Raw genomic sequence first — 20078 nt, forward strand, 5'->3', positions numbered from 1 at the left:
TGTTTGTGCGTGATCTTTCCGGAAAACCGCTTCGCACTTTTCCGGATCATGCATCAGAACATCCCCTCGCGCTCGCTGCGCTTCTTCTTTTTCGAACGCTGCCAGACCACGCCGGGATAGCCCTTCAGCGGCACCAGCGGCTCGCCGGTGTAGGCCCATTCCTGCAATTCCTCGATCGCGATGTGGTAGAGCGGCTGCCGGCCGGTGCGCCCCGAAAACAGCGCGCGCGGGATGTTGACCATGTGCGGCGACCGCGCGCGTTCGTAGATAATGGGCGTGCCGCAATTGGCGCAGAAGCTGCGCGCGGTCTTGCTCTTCGCATCTTCGTAGCGCGACAGATCGCTCTCGCCCTGCGTGATGCGGAAGCGCTTCTTCCAGCTGCCGACATAGGTCGCGTAAACAGCGCCATGGGCACGGCGGCTCGCGGCGGTGTGATCGTGCCAGGCCCAGCGCGCCGGCACGTCGACCTCGAACCGCACCTTGCCGCACAGGCATTGGCCGGCCGCGGGCTTCGCCAGCGCCACGGGTTTTGATTTTTTGGTCGGCTCGAACTCGTCGTCCGGAAACATCGGTGATCACCGTCATTGCGAGCGAAGCGAAGCAATCCATTCATCCGCATGCGCGGAGCGATGGATTGCTTCGTCGCTTCGCTCCTCGCAATGACGGCGCGTCGTCTACGCCTGCGCCAGTTCGTCGTGCACGGGATAATCCGTGTAGCCCCTCTCCTCGCCGCCATAGAAGGTGGCGCGGTTGTACTTGGTCAGGGGATAGCCGCGCTGCAGGCGGCGCGGCAAATCCGGGTTGGAGATGAAATAGCGGCCGAACGCGATCGCATCGGCATGACCTTCGGCAAGTGCGCGCTCTGCGCTGTCGCCGACGAAATTGCCGGCTGATATCAGCACCCCGCTCCACATCGGGCGGTACAGCACCATCGCCGACGGCACGTTCTGCCAGTCGACGTCGGCGCGGCCGGTGCCGGAGGCGCGCGGTTCGATGAAATGCAGATAGGCGAGCCCGAACTTGTCCAGCGCCTTGATGGCGTGGCTGTAGAGCGGCATCGGGTCGGCCTCGCCGCTGCCATTGGCGATGCCGTAGGGCGAAAGCCGCACGCCGACGCGGTCGGCGCCCCACACCTCGGTGACCGCCTGGGTCACCTCCAGCAGGAAGCGGACGCGATTCTCGATTCCGCCGCCATACCGGTCGGTGCGCTGATTGCTGCGCGATTGCAGGAACTGCTCGATCAGATAGCCATTGGCCCCGTGGATCTCGACGCCGTCGAAGCCGGCGGCGAGCGCGTTCTTCGCGCCCTCACGATAGGCATCGACCATCAGCGCGACCTCGGCGGTCTCGAGCGCGCGCGGCGTCTCATACTCGACCACCTTGCCGTCCGCCGTCATGCACTTGAACTCGGCGGGGATCGCGACCGCCGACGGCGCCACCGGCAGCGCACCATCCGGCTGGAACGAGGAATGCGAGACGCGGCCGACGTGCCAGAGCTGCAGGAAGATCAGGCCGCCCTTGGCGTGCACGGCATCCACCACCTCGCGCCAGCCCGCGATCTGGGCCTCGCTATAGATGCCGGGAACGCCGGGATTGCCGAAGCCGGTGGCGACCACCGGCGAGCTTCCGCGATCAGCAGGCCGCCGGGCGTGGCGCGCTGCGCGTAATATTCCGCGTTCATCGGCCGCGGCGCGAGACTCGGCCGCGCCGCCCGCATCCGCGTCAGCGGCGCCATCACGACACGGTGCTTCAGCTCATAGGGACCGACCTTGAGCGGCGAAAACAGCGACGAAGAAGTCATGCCTACCCCAAATATTCTTTGCGATTTCCCGTTATGTAACGGGTTCATCTTGTTCATAAAAGGAGGTAGTGGCAATCTGTTGCCGAGAGAAGGTCTCCCATGTCGAAATCGAGCGCCTCATCGCTCCCCTCCCTGAGCGTCCGCATCGACCTCGATGCCGAGGACCGGATCGGGCCGGGCAAGATCCTGCTGCTGGAAAACATCAGGGAATGCGGCTCGATCTCGGCCGCCGGCCGCGCCATGGACATGAGCTACAAGCGCGCCTGGGACCTGGTCGACGAGATCAACCGCATCTGCCGGCAGGCGGCGGTGGAGCGGCAGACCGGCGGCAAGAACGGCGGCGGCGCGGTGCTGACCCCGTTCGGCCTCTCTTTGGTCGCGCGCTACCGCAAGATCGAGCGCGACGCGGCGAGTGCCGTGCGCAAGGAGCTCGAAGCCCTGCGCAGCGACATCGGCAAGCCGAAGAGGGCCGCCGGGCGGTAAACGCAGGAACCGGCGGCCGTCGCAGGGAGCGTTGCGAAAATATCGAAAACAACCCCATGCAAAGGAGCCGGCGGCGGCCGGCGTTCGACGAGGCAACTTGACGCGTCGGGCAAATCAGGGGTATATTTCTAATATTCAGAAATAGCGCACGTGCTGGGCGAGGGGCTTCCCTCCGCGCGCGAGCCGCATGTCGAGACCTGTACCCCCTCACCCGCCGCGCAAGAGCGCGGCGACCTCTCCCCGCAAGCGGGGAGAGGTGAAGAGAGGCAGCGAGCTTCGCGGCGCTAGCCCGTCTTGATCCAGACTGCCTTGACGTTGAGATATTCCTCGACGTGCTGCTTGCCGGACTCGCGGCCGTAGCCGCTCATCTTGTAGCCGCCGAACGGCACCGCCGGATCCATCGCCTGGTAGCAATTGACCCAGACCGATCCGGCGCGCAGCGCCTTTGCGACCTGGTGCGCCTTGCTGACATTGGTGGTCCAGACGCCCGAGCCGAGGCCGAAGGTGGTGGCATTGGCGCGCTTGATCAGCTCCTCCGGATCCTTGAACGAGATCGCCGAGATCACCGGGCCGAAGATCTCCTCCTGCGCGATGCGCATGTTGTCCTGCACATTGGCAAACACGGTCGGCTGCACGAAATAGCCCTTCGACAGCGCGCCCTCGGTGAGGCGGCCGCCGCCGGCCAGCGCCTTGGCGCCTTCCTTCTGGCCGATGTCGAGATAGCCGGAGACGCGGTCCATCTGCTGCTGCGACACCAAGGGGCCGATCTGGGTGTTGGGGTCGAGGCCGTTGCCGACCTGCAGCTTCTTGCCGAACTCGGCGACGCGGCCGACGAACTCGTCATAGACCTTCTGCTCGACGAACAGCCGGGTGCCGGCGCTGCAGATCTGGCCCGAATTGGCGAACACCGCCATCGCAGCTCCCGGCACCGCGGCGTCGAGATCGGCATCGGCGAACACGATGTCCGGCGACTTGCCGCCGAGCTCGAGCGAGACGCGCTTGAGGTTGCCGGCCGAGGCGCGGATGATCGACTGTCCCGTAACGTGCGAGCCGGTGAAGGCGACCTTGTCGACATCGGGATGCGAGGCGAGCGCCGCGCCCGCGGTCTCGCCATAGCCCGGCACGACGTTGACGACCCCAGGCGGAATGCCGGCCTCCATGCAGAGCTCGCCGATGCGCAGCGAGGTCAGCGGCGATTCCTCGGCCGGCTTCAGCACCACGGTGCAGCCGGTCGCGATCGCCGGGCCGATCTTCCAGATCGAGGCGGTCAGCGGCCCATTCCAGGGGATGATGGCGCCGACCACGCCGATCGGCTCCTTCAGCGTGTAGGAGAAGATCTCGCCGGGCAGCGAGTTCTCGATGGTCTCGCCGTGGATCGCGGTGGCCTGGCCTGCGTAATAGCGCAGCATGCCGAGCGAGCGGAGCCGGTTGCCGCGGGTGCGGCTGATCGGCGCGCCCATGTCGAGCGTGTCGAGCTGGGACAGTTCCTCGAAATTGGCTTCGACCAGCTCGGCGAGCTTGAGCAGCATGTTCTGCCGCTCGAACGGCTTCACCTTGCTCCACGGTCCTTCGAAGGCGCGGCGCGCCGCCGCGACCGCGCGGGTGATGTCCTCGGCGTCACCCTCGGCGACGGTCGCGAGCAACTCACCGGTGGCGGGATTGTGGGTTTCGAATTTCTTGCCGGAGGCGGCGTCGATCCATTTGCCGTCGATCAGCATCTTCTTGTAGGAGCCGTCGGCATAAGGATGGCGCGTGATCGGAACAGCCTGCGAAACAGCCATGTTTGCACTCCCTGTCAAATTGTCGGCTGAGGTCTTTTGGAGGCGTTATATCGACGATTCTACAGCGCAGGCGCGAAACCGTAAAGCGGAGCCGGCGTTGTCGAGGGCGGCGCGCATGAAAACCTCCCATGCGCCTGCGTCGTGCGCGCGATATGCTAGGCAAGAGTTCTCTTGTTTGACGCGTTTTCTTCACGCGAATCGGGAACCGCTTCGCCTGAAAACGCTATGCTAACCTCAGCCACATATGTGTCCGGAGACGACCGATGCCCCACCCCGTGATATCAGCCAATCATGTTGCCGTGATCACCGGAGGCGCCTCCGGCATCGGGCTTGCTGCAGCGACGCGGTTCGCCGAGGCCGGCATGAAAGTCTGCATCGCCGATCTCGGCGATGACAGGCTGAAGGCGGCTGCGGCAAAACTGTCAGCTGCGGCCCCGGGCGGCACGGCCGATATCATGACCGCTGCTATCGATGTCAGCCGCGCCGACGAAATCGCGAACCTCGAGGCCGCGGTCGCGCAGAAATTCGGCGGCACCGACATCCTGATGAACAATGCCGGCATCCAGCCCGGCAGTGCGATGTTCGGCCCCGCGGACAATTGGCAGCGCATCCTGGGCGTCAATCTGTGGGGCGTGATCAACGGCACGCAGGCGTTTACGCCCAACATGATCAAGCGCGGGCGGCCGGGGCTGATCATCAACACCGGCTCCAAGCAGGGTATCACGACGCCGCCGGGCGATCCCGCCTACAATGTCTCCAAGGCCGGCGTGAAGGCGTTCACCGAGGCGCTGCAGCACGAGCTGCGCAACACCGACGGCTGCAAGCTCACGGCGCATCTGCTGATCCCGGGTTTCGTCTTCACCGGGCTGACCGCGCGCGGCCGCACCGAGAAGCCGGCCGGCGCCTGGACGGCCGAACAGACCGTCGACTTCATGATCGCGCACCTCGAAACCGGCGATTTCTATATCCTCTGCCCCGACAACGACGTGCCGCGCGCGCTCGACGAACGCCGCATCCTGTGGGCCGCCGGCGACATCGTCGAGAACCGCCCGCCGCTGTCGCGCTGGCACAAGGAGTACGGCGATGCGTTCGCCGCATTCGTGAAGGGGAAGTGAGAGAAGAATCGTAGGATGGGTGGAGCGCAGCGATACCCATCATCTCTCCTGCGGCTCGCTATTTGATGGGTATCACTTCGCTCCACCCATCCTACAAACTGCAGCCGCACGCTCAGCTCTGTGTCCCGTCACCCTGAGGAGGCCGCGCAGCGGCCGTCTCGAAGGGCGAACGGCCACCAGCCGGGCCGTGCATCCTTCGAGGCTCGCTCCGCTCGCACCTCCAGCGACAAAGGCGAAGCCTTTGCGCGGGGATGACGGTACGGTCCGCGCTACCCATCGATCCCCCTCAATTCGCCCGCACCCTGACCGGCGTCGCCTGCGGCGCCACCAGCGCTTCGCCGAGCTCGTTCTGCTGGGCACGCGGGATCGAGAAGCAGACGCTGAAGCCGTCCGAGGTCTTGAGCGTCATCATGCCCTGGGCCGGATCGGTCGACTGCTCGATCACCCATGAATCCAGCGGATAGGCGTAGCGCAAGGTCTGGTCGCCAAAGCGGGTCTGCAACGCCTTGCTGATCAGCCCGGGCAAGGTCATCACCAGCGCGCCGACCTGGTTGATCGACAGGCGGATCGTCGCGGGCTCGCCCTTGCCGTCGACGAATCCCAGCGAAATGGCGCAGCGTCGGGCGCGACTTCGCAGGTGGTGAGCTCCTGGGTTTCGATCTGCATACCGGCACTCCGGATCATTTCTTCGTTATATTCACAACGATATATCGATCGGGCTGCCGTCGTCCAGCCGTTATTCGACCCCCATCTTTGGCCGTGGCCCGCCCGCCGCAATCGTGATATATGATTGGATATAGCGAGGTCCGCGAAGGACCCGTTTGACCAGGGAGAGCAAAGCCTATGAGTGATTACAAGCTTCTCATCGACGGCAAGATGGTACCCGGCGACAGCACCATGCCGGTGCTCAATCCGGCGACCGAAGAGGTGGTGGCGCAATGCTCCCGCGCCTCCAAGGACCAGCTCGATCAGGCCGTCGCCGCCGCGAAGGCCGCCTATCCTGCCTGGGCCGCAACCCCGATGGAAGAGCGCCGCAAGCTCGTCATCAAGATGGCCGAGGCGATCGAGGCCAACACCAATGAGCTCGCCCGCATCCTGACCAGCGAACAGGGCAAGCCGCTCGCCGATGCCACCGGCGAGGTGATGGGCATGGCCGGCTTCTTCCGCTACCTCGGCTCGCTCGACCTGCCGATGCGCGTGATCGAGAATTCCGGCGACCGCAAGGTCGAGGCCTATCGCCGCCCGCTCGGCGTGGTCGGCGCGATCATTCCCTGGAATTATCCGCTGCTGATCCTGGCGTTCAAGCTGCCGTCGGCGCTGCTTGCGGGCAACACGCTGGTGGTGAAGCCTGCGCCGACCACGCCGCTGGCCTCGCTGCGCTTTGCCGAGCTGGTCAAGGACATCCTGCCGAAGGGCGTGCTGAACTTCATCGCCGACGCCAACGATCTCGGCGACCACATGACCAAGCATCCTGACATTCGCAAGATCTCCTTCACCGGCTCGACCGCGACCGGCCAGAAGGTGATGGCGAGCGCATCGCAGACCCTGAAGCGGATCACGCTCGAGCTCGGCGGCAACGATGCCGGCATCGTGCTCGACGACGTCGACCCGAAGAAGGTCGCGCCCGGCATCTTCGAGGGCGCGTTCCAGAACTCCGGCCAGGTCTGCCTCGCCATCAAGCGGCTCTATGTGCACGAATCCGTCTATGACGAGATCTGCAACGAGTTGGTCGCGATCGCCAAGAACACCGTGGTCGACGATGGCTCCAAGCAGGGCACCAAGCTGGGCCCTCTGCAGAACAAGATGCAATACGAGAAGGTGAAGGCGTTCCTCGACGACGCCCGCAAGAACGGCAATGTGATCGCCGGCGGCGCCGCGATGGATCGTCCCGGCTACTTCATCGAGCCGACCATCGTGCGCGACATCAAGGAAGGCTCCAAGCTGGTCGACGAGGAGCAGTTCGGCCCGGTGCTGCCGGTCATCAAATATTCCGACAAGGACGACGTGATCCGCCGCGCCAATGCCACCACCTACGGCCTCGGCGCGTCGGTCTGGTCATCCGACATCAAGCGGGCGCACGAGATCGCGACCCGGATCGAGGCCGGCACGGTGTGGATCAACAAGCACCTCGACATGGCCCCGAACATTCCGTTCGGCGGCGCCAAGCAGTCGGGCATCGGCACCGAATTCGCCGAGGAAGGCCTCGCCGAATTCACCCAGCTGCAGATCATCAACGGCCCGCCGGCCGCCTGATCCGAAAACTGCGGCCGCGACGCCTTGGAGCCTCTTTGGCGCCCCTTGGCGCCGCGGCCGCCTCTCCCCGCCCCAACGAACAGAGCCCATCATGTTCGACGCCCAATGCGACCTTGCCGCCCTGGTCTATGATGACAATGACGATCCAGACGCGATCCTGCGCGCCTTCGCCTCCGACCTGAAGGCGCACGGCGCGCGCGTGGTCGGCATGGTGCAGACGGGCCAATGCGCCGATTCCAGCCTGTCGGCGGTGCTGGTCCATAGCGGCGAGACGCTGCTGCTGGCGCAGCCACCAAACCCAAGTACTACAAGATCCGGTACCACCGGCTGCAAGCTCGATCTGTCGCGGCTGCAGGACGCCGGCATCCGCGTCGCCGACGCGCTTTCGGCCGGCGCCGATCTCGTCATCATCAACCGCTTCGGCAAGCGTGAACGCGACGGCAAGGGCCTCGGCTTCGTGATCGAGCGTGCGCTCAACGCCGATATTCCGGTCGTGATCGCGGTGTCACGGCAAAGTTTTGCGGACTGGATCAAGTTCGCTGGCGGCATGAGCGTGAAGCTCGCCTGCGACCGCCATGCGCTGGACGCCTGGTGGCGCAACGTCTCGCTGCGGACCGCGGCCCGGATCGCGCCGGATCACACCACGGTGTGCGAAGTGTTCAAATAGACGGCTTCGTAGCTCCGTAGGATGGGTGGAGCGCAGCGATACCCATCATCTCGCCGCATGGGTGCAATTTGATGGGTATCGCTTCGCTCCACCCATCCTACGCACGCACTATCACCGTCATCCTGAGGAGGCCGCGAAGCGGCCGTCTCGAAGGATCGACGGCCCCGCCTGTGGCCGATTCATCCTTCGAGACGCGCGCAAGAGCGCGCTCCTCAGGATGACGGGGCAAGCGCGCTTAATCGCTCAGAGCGTTTCCTGCTTATGGTCACAGTTCTTGCAGGTGAACTTGACGCGGGTCTGGCCCTTTTCCGCCTGCACCCGGTTCGGCGCGCCGCATTTGCCGCAGACGGCCTCGATCCGGGTCGTCCCCTGCTTGATGACCAGGTTCCGTTTTTCCATAGTCTCGCGGATCAGGCGTTCCGCTTCCTCGCGCAACGATTGCTTCGACATCATCCCACCGGTCATTGGTTTGCGGGCCGCCTCTTAGCACGGCCGCGTGAAGCTTTGACAGGGGGTACCGATCAGACGATCAAGCGATCCACCGGCATCCGGTAATGCCGCGTTTTCAGCGGTTTGGCCGGCCGGCCGACGCGGAACACGTTGACGAGGCGCAGGTCGGCGCCGACCTTGCCGAGTTTTCGCAGCCGCTCATTGAAGCCAGGGTGATCTGATAGCGCCGAGATCGGGCACGCCACCAGCCCGGCACGATCGATCTCCAGCCAGCTGCGGTAGAAATGCCGTCCCGTCGTGAGTGGATCCTCACCGACCGGGCGGCAGAACAGGACGATCGCCGAGGCCGAGGCGGTCTTGGCGCGGTCGGAGAGCAGCGCTGCGGCGAGGCCGAGACGATCCAGCGGCCTGAACAGGCTGCCGAGCACGAAGCGGGCGGCGGTGGCCTCGACCGCGCTCATGGCGAGCGCATCGCGATTGAGACCATCCAGCAGATAGTGCGGATGGCTGGACGACAGCCGCATCCATTCGAGCAGCTCGGCCCGATAGTCGTCGCCGTGGACAAAGGCGAACTCGGCCTGGTCGGCCCACCCGGCGATCTCGGCAATCGTCCGGCGATGACTGATGCAGATCAAATCGTCGCGCGCGACGGCAAGCTGCACCAGCGGCGCGGTATCGTCCGGCGACGCCGCGAATCTGCCCCGCCACGACATGCGGCGCGCGACATGCTCCGCAAGTGGATCGGGCGCGACGCCTTGCCTGATCGCAAAGCTGCAAAGCGCGGCAAATTGCGGCGACAGCGGCTGCTCAATCGTCGTCATGGCCGTGATCGCGAGGCCGCGGCGGTTGAGCGCGAGGCTCATGCCTTCCAGCGCGGCGCCGTGCGAGACGAGCACATCATGCCCCGCGGGGTCCGCGACCGGCGCGCGCACGCTGATATCGTCGACCAGCGCCAGCCGCCCGTCGCCGAGCAGCCGCCAGCGGGTCGGCTGGATGTTGTGGACGCTCGGCGCCAGCCGCGCCTCCGCGACCAGCTCGCGCAGCAGATCCGGCGTCAGCTCGCTCATGCCCCGGCCAGCCGCTTGGTGAACAGATGCAGCCGGTGCAGCGGCGCGGCGCCGACCTTCTCGACCTGCCGCAGCGACGGAGCATTGATGTCAGCGATCCAGGTGCCGCCGAGCGTGCGGTAGCCGGCCTGCTGCAACGCCAGCGCGGTACGGTAGAGCATCGCGCCGTTGAGGCCGCGATTGTGCAGGTCGCGGCAGACCGACTGATAGATCAGCACGGCGCGCGTGTTCAGCATGCGGTGCTGCACGAATCTGAACGGCGCCGTCAGCCCGATCCGGCCGCCGATCGCCTTGATCAATGGATTGAGGTCGGGGATCGCGATGATCGCGCCGGCGGGGCGGCCGCGGTGATACACCACGGTCGAAATCCGCTTGTCGATGATCCACATCATGTCGCCGGCCTGGAACAGGTATTCGGCGGCGGTTGGCGGCACGAACATCGGGTTGTCGGCAAAGCCGTCGTTCAGGATCAGGCGCGCATCCTCCAGCCGCACCTTGAAGGCGGAGCGCTTGATCGGTTGCCAAACGAAGTCCTTGTCCGCGAGCACCGCGCGCTGCTTGTCGCCGAGCAGCTGCTCCGGCTTGCCATCGTCGAGCGCGATCTCGAACGTCGCCATCGGGAAGGTCGCAGTATAACCGGCGCGTTCGAGGTGCTGCGCGATATGCGGCGGCGACCACATCATGTCGGTGAACGGCGCGTGGTCGAAGCCGTCGGTCATCACCCCGATCTGCTGCATCGCTGTGAGATTGAAGTTGCCGGCGACGCGGCTCATGCCGCGCGCGGACAGCCATTGCTCGGCGGCGCGCAGCAGCGCATCGGCGACCTCGACATCGTCGATACAGTCGAAGAAGCCGAACGCACCGTGGCGGGTGCCGTGCTTGCGGTTCGAGGCATCGTGGATCGAGGCCGCGATGCGGCCGACCGGGCGGCCGTCGCGATGCGCCGAGAACAGCGCATAGCGGCCATGGCCTTCGGTGATGAACGGGTTCTTCGCGGCATCGAACATCCGGTCGAAGTCGCTCCACAGCGGCGGCACGTAGAGGCTGTCGGGCCCATAGGCATTGAGGGCGGCGTCGAATGCCGCCCTGCGGTCGCCCTCCCGGATCTCTGTTGTCATTTGGCCTCCGGGGTCAATGCCAATAGCCGCCGCACCAGCGCCAGCGCAGTTTCGGTGGCCGGATCGGCCGCGGTCACCGGCACGGCGAGCACGATCAGGTCGAGCGGATCATGGCCGAGCACGATGACATGGGAGGCGCTGTTGGCTGAGATCAGCGACACCATGCGCTCGGCGGCCGGGTCGGTCGTCGCCAGTCCCCATGGGGCCTCGGACCGGCGCAGCACGCGCCTGGTCGACAGAAAATCGCGGAGCAACGGCGGATCGTAGGGTCCGAGCTCGTCCTCGCGGAAACGCCGCGCGCTTTCGAAGATCGGATGCCGCGCCAGCTCGGCGATCAGCTGCTCGCGGGTCTGCGCCGGCGACGCCGCGACCGAGTTGAGCACGCCCGGCTCCTGCGATTCGAACAGCGCCCGCAGCGCGTCCGTCATCAGCCCGATGGTCAGGACGCCCGCGATCGCGACCGCGACGAAGCGGACCATCTGCGCGGCGTCGACGTCGGGTGCCATGAAGGCCGCGGCGAGCCCGAGCAACCCCGACGAGATCAGCCGCAGCGCCATCATCGCAAGCCCGTGCCGGCGCGTCTCGGCGCCGCCGCCGGCGATCAGCATCACGGTCACCGTGAGCAGCGCACCGAGCGCGCCAAGCCGCACCGGGATGTCGGGAAACAGCGTGCGGAAATCGGTCAGGATGAACGGGATCACCACCAGCGCGCCGACCGCCATGCGGCCGATGCTGCGGTTTTCCGAGGCCATCAGCGCGGCGCGGTCGCGCGTCGCCAGCAGAAGCGCGCAGGTCGCGAAGCCGAGCAGCTGGAACAGCGCCAGCGCGATCGCATAGGGCATCGCGAAGCGCTGCAGCCCGAAGGTGCCGCCGAGTCCGAGCAGGATGGCACCCGCGAGCGCTGCGATCTTGACCGCGCGCGGCGCGTGCCGGCGCAGGATGCCCTCGGTGACGATCAAGGCGCCGAGCGGGATCAGCGCGGCCGGGATCACCGAGATACGGTCAAGCACAAAGCTTCCGCTCCACCAGGCCAGGCCGCGATCGAGGAACAGGGTCGCGATCACGCCGAGCGCCAGCAGCAGGCGGCGGGTCAGCGGGCTCCTGGGATCGCGCCGATAGAACGTCATCATCGCCACCGCGACGCCGATGGCGCCGCAGAGATTGACGATGGAATCGGCGATCACCCCCGAGGTCATGCGACGCCCGTCAATTGATCGATCGCCCGCCGCACCAGCGGGCGCATCAGGGAGGCGATCAGCGCGTTGCGCGGCTTCTCGATCGCGGGCCGGTGCGGGTTGAGGAACCAGCCGCGGCAATCGGTGCCCGAAGTGCGGCCGAGGATCAGCGCGACTGCCTCATAGGCCATCAGCATGCCGGTCGAGATCACCATCGGCGCGAACGACATCCGGCTGCGGCGCCGGCCGCGACCTCGCCGGCGATCGCGAGGTCGACATAGTTGCGCGAGGAGGAGTGCAGCATCACGTGCTCGATCTCGGCGCGCATCGCCGCGCGGCGATCGTCCTCGGTAATGGCCTTCCAGTCCTTGCCGAGAGTGGGAAAGCCGAGGCGCTGCTCGGGCCGCGGATCGCGCGGGCGCACCACGATCACCGACGGCAGCGGCGACATATAGGCATCGATCACGGTTGCCTCGGCGCGCTTGGCGGTGCGGTACAGATGCACGCCGGCGGCGATGTCGTCCATGCCGTTGACGATCACCGGACAGCGCTCGGCAATCCCGGCGAGCTCGCTGGTCCAGTTCTCGCCCAGCACCTCGATCTCGATGGTCGGATTGATGCGCTTCGCGGCTTCGGCGGCGACGGCCGCCTTCTCGCGGCCGACCTCGTCGGCGAAGGCGAACACCTGGCGGTTGAGATTGGAGACCTCGAAACGGTCGATGTCGGCGATCACGAATCTGCCGACGCCGGCGCGCGCCAGCGCCATGAAGGCCGCGCCGCCCATGCCGCCGACGCCGCAGACGAACACCCGCGCCTGGCGCAGCAGCTGCTGCTCATGCTCGTCGATGAAGCCGATGTTGCGGCCGGTGAAGGAGTAATAGTCGAAATTCATCGCACAGCCCCGCTGTCCTGCCGGCGCGGCCGCAAGGTGCCGAAGGCACGGCTGTCGTCCATCCAGTAGACCACCGGCAGCACCAGCCGCTGCAGCGCCAGCATCGCGGATGCTGCGAGCAATGCCGGCAGCGAGCCCGAGGGTACCTCGCTCATGACGTAACGGCGCGCGCCGGCCAGGTCGACGCGGCCGAGTTGCAGCACGTCGTCGCCCCGGCCGTAATCCAGCTCACGCGCGCAAAAATCGTTGTAGACGGCGTTGCGATGCTTCGGCGCGATCTCAAAAGTCTTCTTCAGCGCATCCGAGCCGCCGGTATAGGCGTTGGTGATGACCGAGCGCGCCTCGTCGAAGCCGGCCTCCTCGCCGACGCCGAACACCGCGCGATGCCGCGCCATGATGCCGCGCGCGAGCTGCAGATGCGCAAAGCTCTGCCGCGCGCCCGGCTGCGGCGACGGGTAGACGTCAGAGAAGGTGTCGCTGACCATGCCGACCACGGCCGGCACCTGGGTGACGTTGGAGATCCATTTCGGCCGCAAGCCGTCGCGGGCGAACAGCACCAGCGCGGTCAGGCCGTACAGCACCCAGGACAGCCCCTGCCCGCGGACGTCGGGATCGACCATCACGAGGCCGAGATGTGTGACCTCGATGGGTTCGCCATCGAGCGGCACGTCCATCACCGACAGCGCGTTGAAGGCGATCGGCCTGCCGGTGTCTTCCTCCGAGATCAGCGTGATGACGGCGCGCGACAGCCGCTCCGGCTCGCCTGAGAAAATGCCGTAGGTCAGGCTCTCCTCGGGCAGCGTCTTGGCGGCGACGATACGCAGCTGCTCGACCAGCGTGTCGAGCTCGTGCTTCGGCAGCGACAGCCCCGGCGATTCGACGATCCGGGTGCGCTGGCCGGCCTGGGTGCGCAGGGTGAGATCGATGGTCGGCTGCGACAGCGCCTTCAGCCAGAAGCCGGCATGGCTGCGCAGGCCGTCAAAGGCCGCGCGCGCCTTCGCAAAACCCCTGCCGCCGCGCGAAGCCGGGGTCGGATCATCGGTGGACGCCATTTCTCTTGTCCCCTCGGGCGCGATCTCTGCACTTGCCCCTGTTAAGGAGCCATGAGCGCAACCTGACGCCGTTTGCCGCAGGGTAAACAAGGCCTTCCGGAAACGGAACAAGTTGGGTGTAAGGGACGCAACTCTATCCACCCCGTCATTGCGAGGAGCGACAGCGACGAAGCAATCCATCGCTCTGCACGCGCGGCAGGATGGATTGCTTCGTTGTTCGCTCCTCGCAATGACGTGGAGGGTTTGGCATTTCCCTCAGGCGAAATCGGCGGGTGAAAAACACCCGCCGCTTCGTCCCGGCTCTGCCTCTCACGCCGCCTTGGAGACTTCCATCAGCAGGCGCTCGGCCTTGGCGTCTTCGATGCGGTTGACGAACTTGCTGCTCTCGTAATTGTCGCGGATCGTCTTGGTCAGCGTGACGCAGGTCTGGATCAGCATCACGATGCCCATCGTCAGGTAGCCCTTCATCCAGAGGTCGATCGGCAGGAAGAACACGCCGACGGCGACGAGGAAGGCGGAGGCTGCGAAGGATGCGTAGGTGAAGGTCACCCAGCCACCGCTGTGGGGTTGGATCGTCTGGTTCATGGTCGTCTCCTTGATGTTGCGAGGTTTGAGGATGGTTCAGTTGCAGGCTTGCAGTTCAGGCAGCAGGCGGGCGCTTGGCTTTCAGCCGCGCCAGCACGTCGTCGGCGGTCGATTTCATGCGCGGACCAAAACCCTGCTCCGCGAGCTTCTCGGCGATGACGACCGGTCCCGAGGCGGTATCGATCTCGAACAGCGCGTCGTCGGCCGCCTGGATCTCCATCTGCCGCTCGCGCAGCCGCTTCAGCGTCGCTTCGGCTTCCGGCAGCGTCGACTCGTAGGGCCGCGCCGCCTCGATGCCGCTCCGGCGCAGCGAACGCACCGCTTCCGAGGCACGGGCGAGGCGCCGGCCGCGATCGAGCTCGGCAATGCGCGCCTCGGCGTTGGCGACGTGGCGCTTCAGCCGGGTGATCTCGGTGGCGAACAGCGTCCGCGCGGTCATCGCGGCATCGCGTTCGGCCTCGAGATTGGCGATCGCCTGCGCGGCTTCGCGGGCGAGGTCTTCCCGGCCGCCCTCGAGCGCCGCTGACGCGCGCACCTCGAGATCGGCGATCCTGGCGTTGGTGGCGTCAAGCCGCCGGCCCTCCTGCGCGTCGCCGGCGATGGCGAGCGCCAGCGTCCGCTTCGAGCGGTCGACCGCGGCGGCGGCGTCACGCATCTGCTGGTCGAGGACGACCAGCGCGGTCCGGTCTTGCAGTTCCTCCTCGGCTGCCGCCACGCCGCCGCGGAAAATTGTCAAAACAGTTTTGAACATTTGATCGCTCCCTGTTATGAGCATCGCTCATGAATCTCTTGTACCACATAATGAGCATTGCTCAAGAATTATTTGAGCAACGCTCACGCGTGTAGTTAACGATGGGTGAAACATGTCCAAGGCATTGGAACGACGGGCAAAACTGCGCGAAGCGCTGATCGAGGCGGCGGAACGGGCAATTGCGGCGAAAGGTCTCGGCGGACTGAAAACCCGCGAACTGGCCCAGGAAATCGGGGTCGCCAATGGCGGCGTCTACAATCTGGTCGAGGATGTCGACGAGCTGATCCTGCGAGTTGGCTCACGCACGCTGGCCCGGCTCGACGCTTCGCTGTCGCTGGCCGAGATCGGCGGCTCGGCGGCGCCGCGCGAGATGCTGGTGCGGATCGCGGTCGCCTATTGCGACTTCGCCGCCGACAATCTCGAACTATGGCGCGCGCTGTTCGAGCATCGCATGCAGCCCGGCAAGCCGGTGCCGGAATGGGCGATCACCGAGCAGATGGAATTGTTCCGCCACATCTACAAGCCGCTCGCCGCGCTGTTTCCGCAGCGCTCGCCGGCGCAACTCGGCGTCACCGCGCGCAGCCTGTTCTCCGCCGTGCACGGCATGGTCGCGCTCGGACTGGAGCACAAGCTGATCGCCGTGCCGATCGGCCAACTGCGCAGCGAGATCGCGACATTGACGCGCGCAATGGTCGACGGGCTGACGGCGAAGAAGGAGTAGCGCACGCGCCCGAACCGCCCAATGTGCCCGATGTATGGTCAAGTCGCGGCACTGGCAAATCCGCTGCGGAAAATCTTCGCGCGCTGCGGTAATCTGCGCCATATCGCTTTGACCACGGATGTACTAGCTGAGTTTCAGATTTTCGCGCCCCCGCGACTGGTCGACCGGCGCGGGGTTCTCTTTGTCACACCACGCGCAATGTCCGCCGAGACCGCGACTTGAACCGTCCGCCGGCGAGACGTCCAGCACATTGCAACAATCGAGGTCACGAGCGTGTCCACCAATATCGATCCAGTGTCGCAACACGACGACATCATGTATCCGCAGGTCCTCCCGTTTCTGCTGGTCCACGTCGGGTGTCTGGCGGCGATCTGGTCGGGCGTCTCAGGGCCAGCGATCGCGATTTGCGTCGCTCTGTACTGGCTGCGCATGTTTGCGATCACGGCCGGGTATCATCGGTACTTCTCGCATCGCGCTTATTCGACTAGCCGGGCGTTTCAGTTCGTCCTCGCATTCCTTGCCCAAAGCAGCGGCCAGAAAAGCGTCCTCTGGTGGGCTGCGAAACATCGACATCACCACCTTCATTCGGACACCGAGCGGGATGTGCATTCACCCCGTCACAAAGGCTTCGTGTACAGTCATCTCGGCTGGATTTTCTATCGACAGCACGATGCAACCGATCTGACGAAAGTTTCGGACCTTGCCTCGTATCCGGAGTTGATGTGGCTGCACAAATTCGAGGTCTTGCCTGCGATCATGGTCGCAGTTCTGTGCTTCCTCATTGCCGGATGGCCGGGGCTTCTGGCCGGTTTCTTCTGGAGCACGGTGCTGCTGTATCACGCAACGTTTTGCATCAACTCCCTCGCACATGTTCACGGACGCAAGCGCTATGTGACGGGTGATGACTCCCGCAACAATTGGCTGCTGGCGCTGGTTACGATGGGTGAGGGTTGGCACAACAATCACCACGCCTACCAAAGCAGCGCGCGGCAAGGCTTCCGCTGGTGGGAGATTGACGCGACCTATTATGTTCTGGTGGCCTTGTCCTGGCTCGGTATCGTCTGGGATCTCAAGGCGCCGCCCGCGCAGGTTCTCCGCAACGAGCAACGCCTGGGATCGCGTGTGATCAAGCGAACGGCCGAGCAGCTCGCTGGTCGCTTCAATCCCGAATACATCGCGCAGGCCATCAAGTCGTCGGTCCACGAAACCGGACTGTCGGTGCGAGAGGCGCTTGTCTTGTTACAGCATCGCGCCGACCTGCATCTGCCCAGCATCCCGACGCGTGAGCGGTTGCTGGCGGAAGCCCAGGCCATGTTCGCGAAGACGAGTTCGTTGGACGATATCGTCGACCGTGCACATGAGCTCCTGGTGGAATCGGTATGCCTGCTCCTGGCCGTTCCACCTGCGCTCGCCGGAGCAACCCCAAAACCGCAAGCGAATAAACGGTAGTATTTGCATCAAACCTCGCGAGCCTCACGGCTCCATCGTGTAGGCGCGGCCGGGTTCGAGCGCGTAAATCGTCAGGAAGCGCAGCGGCCGTTCCGGGTCGCAATTGCGAAACAGCGTGTGCGGGACGTCGGGGCGATCCTGCAAGGTCTCGCCGGCCCGGTATTGTCGCGGCGCCTCGTCGCCATAGGCGGACTCGGCTGTGCCTTCGACGATGAAGATCACGCCGCCGACCGGATGGCGGTGCAGCGGAGCAACGCCGCCGGGCGGATAGGTCACCTCGGCAACGACGAGCTCGCGATCATCGCCGGGCAGCGCAAGACGCTCAAGGGTCTTGCGCGTGACGCCGGCAAATCCGGCCTGCTGGGCGTTTGCCTGGTTGCCTTCAGCCATGGGAATTCTTCCTTGTCATGCGAACGAATGTGTCCCGATCAGATCGGGCTGCGATGATGATGGGGACGCTTCAGCGGCACGACAAGCGCCCACACATTCCAATACGCGTCACACAGATGAACCGAAGTCCTTGCCACCCCCGCTCCGGCGTTGCAGGATTCCTGTGCGAAAATCTTCAGCAGTGGGCCTTGCATGAAAATGAGTATCGTCACGACGCGGTCGTCAGGAATAGCCGCCCTGGCGCTCGCCCTCGCAGCATCAGGTGTCACGCCGGCGTTGTCGGCGCAGGCTGTGCCGGAATGCTCGATGTCGGTGACATTGGCGGATTGGGGCGAGAACTCGACCGGCGATATCGACATCGCCTCCGGCGAAAGCTGCCAGATCCCGATCGGGATCCGCGGCACGGTGACGGATTCGTCGATCTCGCAGAAGCCGGCCTATGGCAAGTTGAAGAAGATCAACGCATCGACCTTCGAGTACAGGGCAAAGGCCAAATACAAGGGCAGCGACAGCTTTGCCATCAAGGCGACGGGCAAGGGGCCGAAGGCCTCCGGCACCTCGGTCATCACCGTGCACGCCACGATCAAGTAATCGCGCGCCGGGCGAACCCAGCGCGCGACCATTGCATTCGGGATCAGGCCGGGCGCGCGCCGGTGCGGATGATCGAGCCGACATGCTGGCCGCGCAGCGCGGCGGTGAGCCGGCCGGGAACGAGGCCGTTCACGACCTGCACGCGTTCGATGTGCCGTGCATTGGCCATCACCTCGAGCAGCGCAGGATCGAAAGGCAGCGTGCCCTTCAGCTTGGCAAGGTCGGCGAAGCTCGTCTCGCGCAGCAGCTGGGCCTTCTTGCCGTCGGGACCGTTGGGGTCGTCGGTGTACACGCCGTCGACATCCTCGACGATCGTCAGCCCCGCCGCGCCGAGCGCATCGGCGAGCAGGAACGCGCCGGTATCGGCCCGATGCAACGGGATGCGCGAGTTCGGAAACTCGTGATGATGATACGGCGGGAACGCGCTGCCGACCACCGCGCGCGATGCGGAGAGATGGATCGCGAGCTGGCTCGCGATGGTCGGATGCTCGATATAGGACACGCCCTCCGGCGCGAGCAGGCAGCCGAGGATATGGCCGTTCTGCCCGGCCTCGCTTGCCGCAAGCGGCTGCAGCGAGCCGACCGGCAGTCCGAGATCGAGGCCGACACTGTAGAGATGGCGGGCACGGACGCCTGCGCCGGTCAGGATCAGCATGCGGTGCTCGGGCAACAGCGCGCGCAGCTCACCAACGATCGGCAGGATCGCTTCATGGCCGCGATCCATGATGGAGCGGCCGCCGATCTTGACCACCTGCACCCACGGCAGCAGCGGGATCGGGCGGCCGCCGGCGACGGGACGGGTGAGATCGCTGTCGAGCAGGGTCTGGCGCGCGAGCGGCGAAGCGACGTGCTTGATGGTGTCATCCATGGTCGTGTCTCTGCTCAGTTCGCGGTGATGATGGTGCCGACATGCTCGCCCGCAAGTGCGCGGGTGAGATTGCCGGGGACGAGGCCATTGACGACCTGCACCTGGCGCACATGGCGCGCGGAGGCGAGCAGATCGAGCACCGGGAATTCGAGGATCGAATCCTGCAATCCCTTGGCCTTCATCTCGGCGACCGAGATCTTCGGAATGAAGGTCGCACCCTTCGAGGTCTTCGGGTTCGCGGAGTAGAGGCCATTCTCGTCCTTGACATAGATCATCGCCTTGCAGCCGAACTGCTCGGCGACCAGGAAGCATCCGGCGTCGGTGCGATAGGGCGGGATCATGCCCTCGGCCGCGGGCCGCATCCACAGCCCGTAAGGCGGCATACCGCTGAAGATCACGGCGTTCACCTCGGCGAGGTATAGCGGCACGGCCGAAAGCCCGGCGCCGCTGACGGCGGAGATGCCGTGCTTGGCCAGCAGCTGGCCCAGCATCACCGCATTCTGATCGGCCACCGAGGCGCCGAGCTGGGACAGTACGCCGGCCGGCAGCCGGAGCCCGGCGGCGATCGAGTAGAGATGCCGGGCGCGGGTGCCGGCGCCGGTCCCGATCAACAGCTTGTGCGCCTTGCGGGCCGCGACGATCTCTTCGACCAGCGGATAGACCGCGGCGCGGCCGCGGTCGATTACGCTCTGGCCGCCGATCTTGATCACAGTGGCATCCGGCAGGATGCGGAAGTCCGATGCGGCTTCCGCCGTCGCCAGGAGCTGCGGATCGGTCAGCGACCGCTGCATCAGGAGCGCTTCAAGCTCCGCCGTGGTGTTTGCCATGAGAAATGTCCTTTACCGCCAATGCGCCTGGGCATCGCTTTC

22 protein-coding genes and 1 pseudogene are annotated in these 20078 nt (G+C 65.4%); 7 read left to right on the plus strand and 16 right to left on the minus strand.

The annotated features are described in order from the left end of the window. Window positions 1-53 precede the first annotated feature (53 nt). Both AKN84_RS22900 and AKN84_RS22905 read right to left on the minus strand, forming a co-directional pair. Window positions 54-569 (minus strand): GFA family protein, encoded by a 516-nt coding sequence (locus AKN84_RS22900; RefSeq protein ID WP_050422859.1) that lies wholly within the window; start codon window positions 567-569, stop codon window positions 54-56. 105 nt (window positions 570-674) lie between these two features. After that, window positions 675-1801, minus strand: a pseudogene (locus tag AKN84_RS22905) (alkene reductase). Between the two features lie 99 nt (window positions 1802-1900). Here AKN84_RS22905 and AKN84_RS22910 point away from each other — a divergent pair. After that, on the plus strand, window positions 1901-2284 hold the full coding sequence (locus AKN84_RS22910) for a winged helix-turn-helix domain-containing protein (RefSeq protein ID WP_050422860.1): 384 nt from the start codon (window positions 1901-1903) through the stop codon (window positions 2282-2284). 284 nt (window positions 2285-2568) lie between these two features. Here the strand turns inward: AKN84_RS22910 and AKN84_RS22915 are convergent, their stop codons facing one another. After that, window positions 2569-4065 (minus strand): aldehyde dehydrogenase family protein, encoded by a 1497-nt coding sequence (locus AKN84_RS22915; protein ID WP_050422861.1) that lies wholly within the window; start codon window positions 4063-4065, stop codon window positions 2569-2571. Window positions 4066-4328: 263 nt separating this feature from the next. Between AKN84_RS22915 and AKN84_RS22920 the strand changes: the two genes are divergently transcribed. Continuing rightward, entirely contained in the window at window positions 4329-5180 is an 852-nt protein-coding gene (locus AKN84_RS22920; RefSeq protein ID WP_050422862.1) for an SDR family NAD(P)-dependent oxidoreductase, read from the plus strand. 286 nt (window positions 5181-5466) lie between these two features. Here AKN84_RS22920 and AKN84_RS50445 read toward each other — a convergent pair whose 3' ends face one another. Beyond that, complete coding sequence (locus AKN84_RS50445) at window positions 5467-5712, minus strand: hypothetical protein (RefSeq protein WP_347337363.1); 246 nt, start codon at window positions 5710-5712, stop codon at window positions 5467-5469. Window positions 5713-6023: 311 nt separating this feature from the next. Here AKN84_RS50445 and AKN84_RS22930 point away from each other — a divergent pair, with 311 nt between their 5' ends. Together AKN84_RS22930 and AKN84_RS22935 are read left to right on the plus strand one after the other, a co-directional pair. Then, window positions 6024-7433: an aldehyde dehydrogenase family protein gene (locus AKN84_RS22930; RefSeq protein WP_050422863.1), complete on the plus strand. Its 1410-nt coding sequence runs from the start codon at window positions 6024-6026 to the stop codon at window positions 7431-7433. Between the two features lie 91 nt (window positions 7434-7524). Further along, window positions 7525-8100 carry a DUF2478 domain-containing protein gene (locus AKN84_RS22935; protein ID WP_050422864.1) on the plus strand — a complete coding sequence of 192 codons (576 nt, stop codon included), beginning with the start codon at window positions 7525-7527 and terminating at the stop codon, window positions 8098-8100. A gap of 243 nt (window positions 8101-8343) precedes the next feature. Here the strand turns inward: AKN84_RS22935 and AKN84_RS22940 are convergent, their stop codons facing one another. The 9 genes from AKN84_RS22940 to AKN84_RS22975 form a co-directional block, all read right to left on the minus strand. Continuing rightward, the gene (locus tag AKN84_RS22940; protein ID WP_035651034.1) at window positions 8344-8550 is read right to left on the minus strand and encodes a hypothetical protein; all 207 of its coding nucleotides are present in this window, start codon (window positions 8548-8550) and stop codon (window positions 8344-8346) included. A 71-nt stretch (window positions 8551-8621) separates the two neighbouring features. Beyond that, complete coding sequence (locus tag AKN84_RS22945; RefSeq protein ID WP_050422865.1) at window positions 8622-9617, minus strand: nitroreductase family protein; 996 nt, start codon at window positions 9615-9617, stop codon at window positions 8622-8624. Further along, the gene (locus AKN84_RS22950; protein WP_050422866.1) at window positions 9614-10735 is read right to left on the minus strand and encodes a hypothetical protein; all 1122 of its coding nucleotides are present in this window, start codon (window positions 10733-10735) and stop codon (window positions 9614-9616) included. Before AKN84_RS22950 ends, AKN84_RS22945 begins: the two co-directional genes overlap by 4 nt. Further along, complete coding sequence (locus AKN84_RS22955) at window positions 10732-11931, minus strand: hypothetical protein (protein ID WP_050422867.1); 1200 nt, start codon at window positions 11929-11931, stop codon at window positions 10732-10734. Before AKN84_RS22955 ends, AKN84_RS22950 begins: the two co-directional genes overlap by 4 nt. After that, window positions 11928-12140 carry a hypothetical protein gene (locus AKN84_RS49220; protein WP_244485415.1) on the minus strand — a complete coding sequence of 71 codons (213 nt, stop codon included), beginning with the start codon at window positions 12138-12140 and terminating at the stop codon, window positions 11928-11930. The genes AKN84_RS22955 and AKN84_RS49220 overlap by 4 nt, the downstream gene beginning before the upstream one ends. Beyond that, on the minus strand, window positions 12119-12802 hold the full coding sequence (locus AKN84_RS22960; protein ID WP_244485417.1) for a HesA/MoeB/ThiF family protein: 684 nt from the start codon (window positions 12800-12802) through the stop codon (window positions 12119-12121). Before AKN84_RS22960 ends, AKN84_RS49220 begins: the two co-directional genes overlap by 22 nt. Continuing rightward, window positions 12799-13854: a hypothetical protein gene (locus AKN84_RS22965; protein WP_202814705.1), complete on the minus strand. Its 1056-nt coding sequence runs from the start codon at window positions 13852-13854 to the stop codon at window positions 12799-12801. Before AKN84_RS22965 ends, AKN84_RS22960 begins: the two co-directional genes overlap by 4 nt. Before the next feature lie 309 nt (window positions 13855-14163). After that, window positions 14164-14439 (minus strand): YiaA/YiaB family inner membrane protein, encoded by a 276-nt coding sequence (locus tag AKN84_RS22970; RefSeq protein ID WP_050422868.1) that lies wholly within the window; start codon window positions 14437-14439, stop codon window positions 14164-14166. A gap of 55 nt (window positions 14440-14494) precedes the next feature. Next, window positions 14495-15190 carry a PspA/IM30 family protein gene (locus AKN84_RS22975; RefSeq protein WP_050422869.1) on the minus strand — a complete coding sequence of 232 codons (696 nt, stop codon included), beginning with the start codon at window positions 15188-15190 and terminating at the stop codon, window positions 14495-14497. A gap of 112 nt (window positions 15191-15302) precedes the next feature. On the opposite strand from AKN84_RS22975, the gene AKN84_RS22980 reads away from it, so the two are divergent. Beyond that, on the plus strand, window positions 15303-15911 hold the full coding sequence (locus AKN84_RS22980) for a TetR/AcrR family transcriptional regulator (protein WP_050422870.1): 609 nt from the start codon (window positions 15303-15305) through the stop codon (window positions 15909-15911). A 315-nt stretch (window positions 15912-16226) separates the two neighbouring features. Beyond that, window positions 16227-17360: a fatty acid desaturase gene (locus AKN84_RS22985; protein WP_050422893.1), complete on the plus strand. Its 1134-nt coding sequence runs from the start codon at window positions 16227-16229 to the stop codon at window positions 17358-17360. Between the two features lie 24 nt (window positions 17361-17384). Here the strand turns inward: AKN84_RS22985 and AKN84_RS22990 are convergent, their stop codons facing one another. Further along, window positions 17385-17750, minus strand: coding sequence for a cupin domain-containing protein (locus AKN84_RS22990; RefSeq protein ID WP_050422871.1), 366 nt, complete (start codon window positions 17748-17750; stop codon window positions 17385-17387). A gap of 192 nt (window positions 17751-17942) precedes the next feature. On the opposite strand from AKN84_RS22990, the gene AKN84_RS22995 reads away from it, so the two are divergent. After that, window positions 17943-18341 carry a hypothetical protein gene (locus AKN84_RS22995; RefSeq protein ID WP_244485419.1) on the plus strand — a complete coding sequence of 133 codons (399 nt, stop codon included), beginning with the start codon at window positions 17943-17945 and terminating at the stop codon, window positions 18339-18341. A 43-nt stretch (window positions 18342-18384) separates the two neighbouring features. On the opposite strand, the gene AKN84_RS23000 is transcribed toward AKN84_RS22995, so the two are convergent. Together AKN84_RS23000 and AKN84_RS23005 are read right to left on the minus strand one after the other, a co-directional pair. Beyond that, a complete protein-coding gene (locus tag AKN84_RS23000) occupies window positions 18385-19209 on the minus strand; it encodes an amino acid kinase family protein (RefSeq protein WP_050422872.1) in 825 nt (274 codons plus the stop codon). Window positions 19210-19223: 14 nt separating this feature from the next. After that, entirely contained in the window at window positions 19224-20036 is an 813-nt protein-coding gene (locus AKN84_RS23005) for an amino acid kinase family protein (protein ID WP_050422873.1), read from the minus strand. Window positions 20037-20078: the final 42 nt, after the last annotated feature.

The organism is Bradyrhizobium tropiciagri, from assembly GCF_001189845.1.
In the GTDB taxonomy this organism is placed as follows: domain Bacteria; phylum Pseudomonadota; class Alphaproteobacteria; order Rhizobiales; family Xanthobacteraceae; genus Bradyrhizobium; species Bradyrhizobium tropiciagri.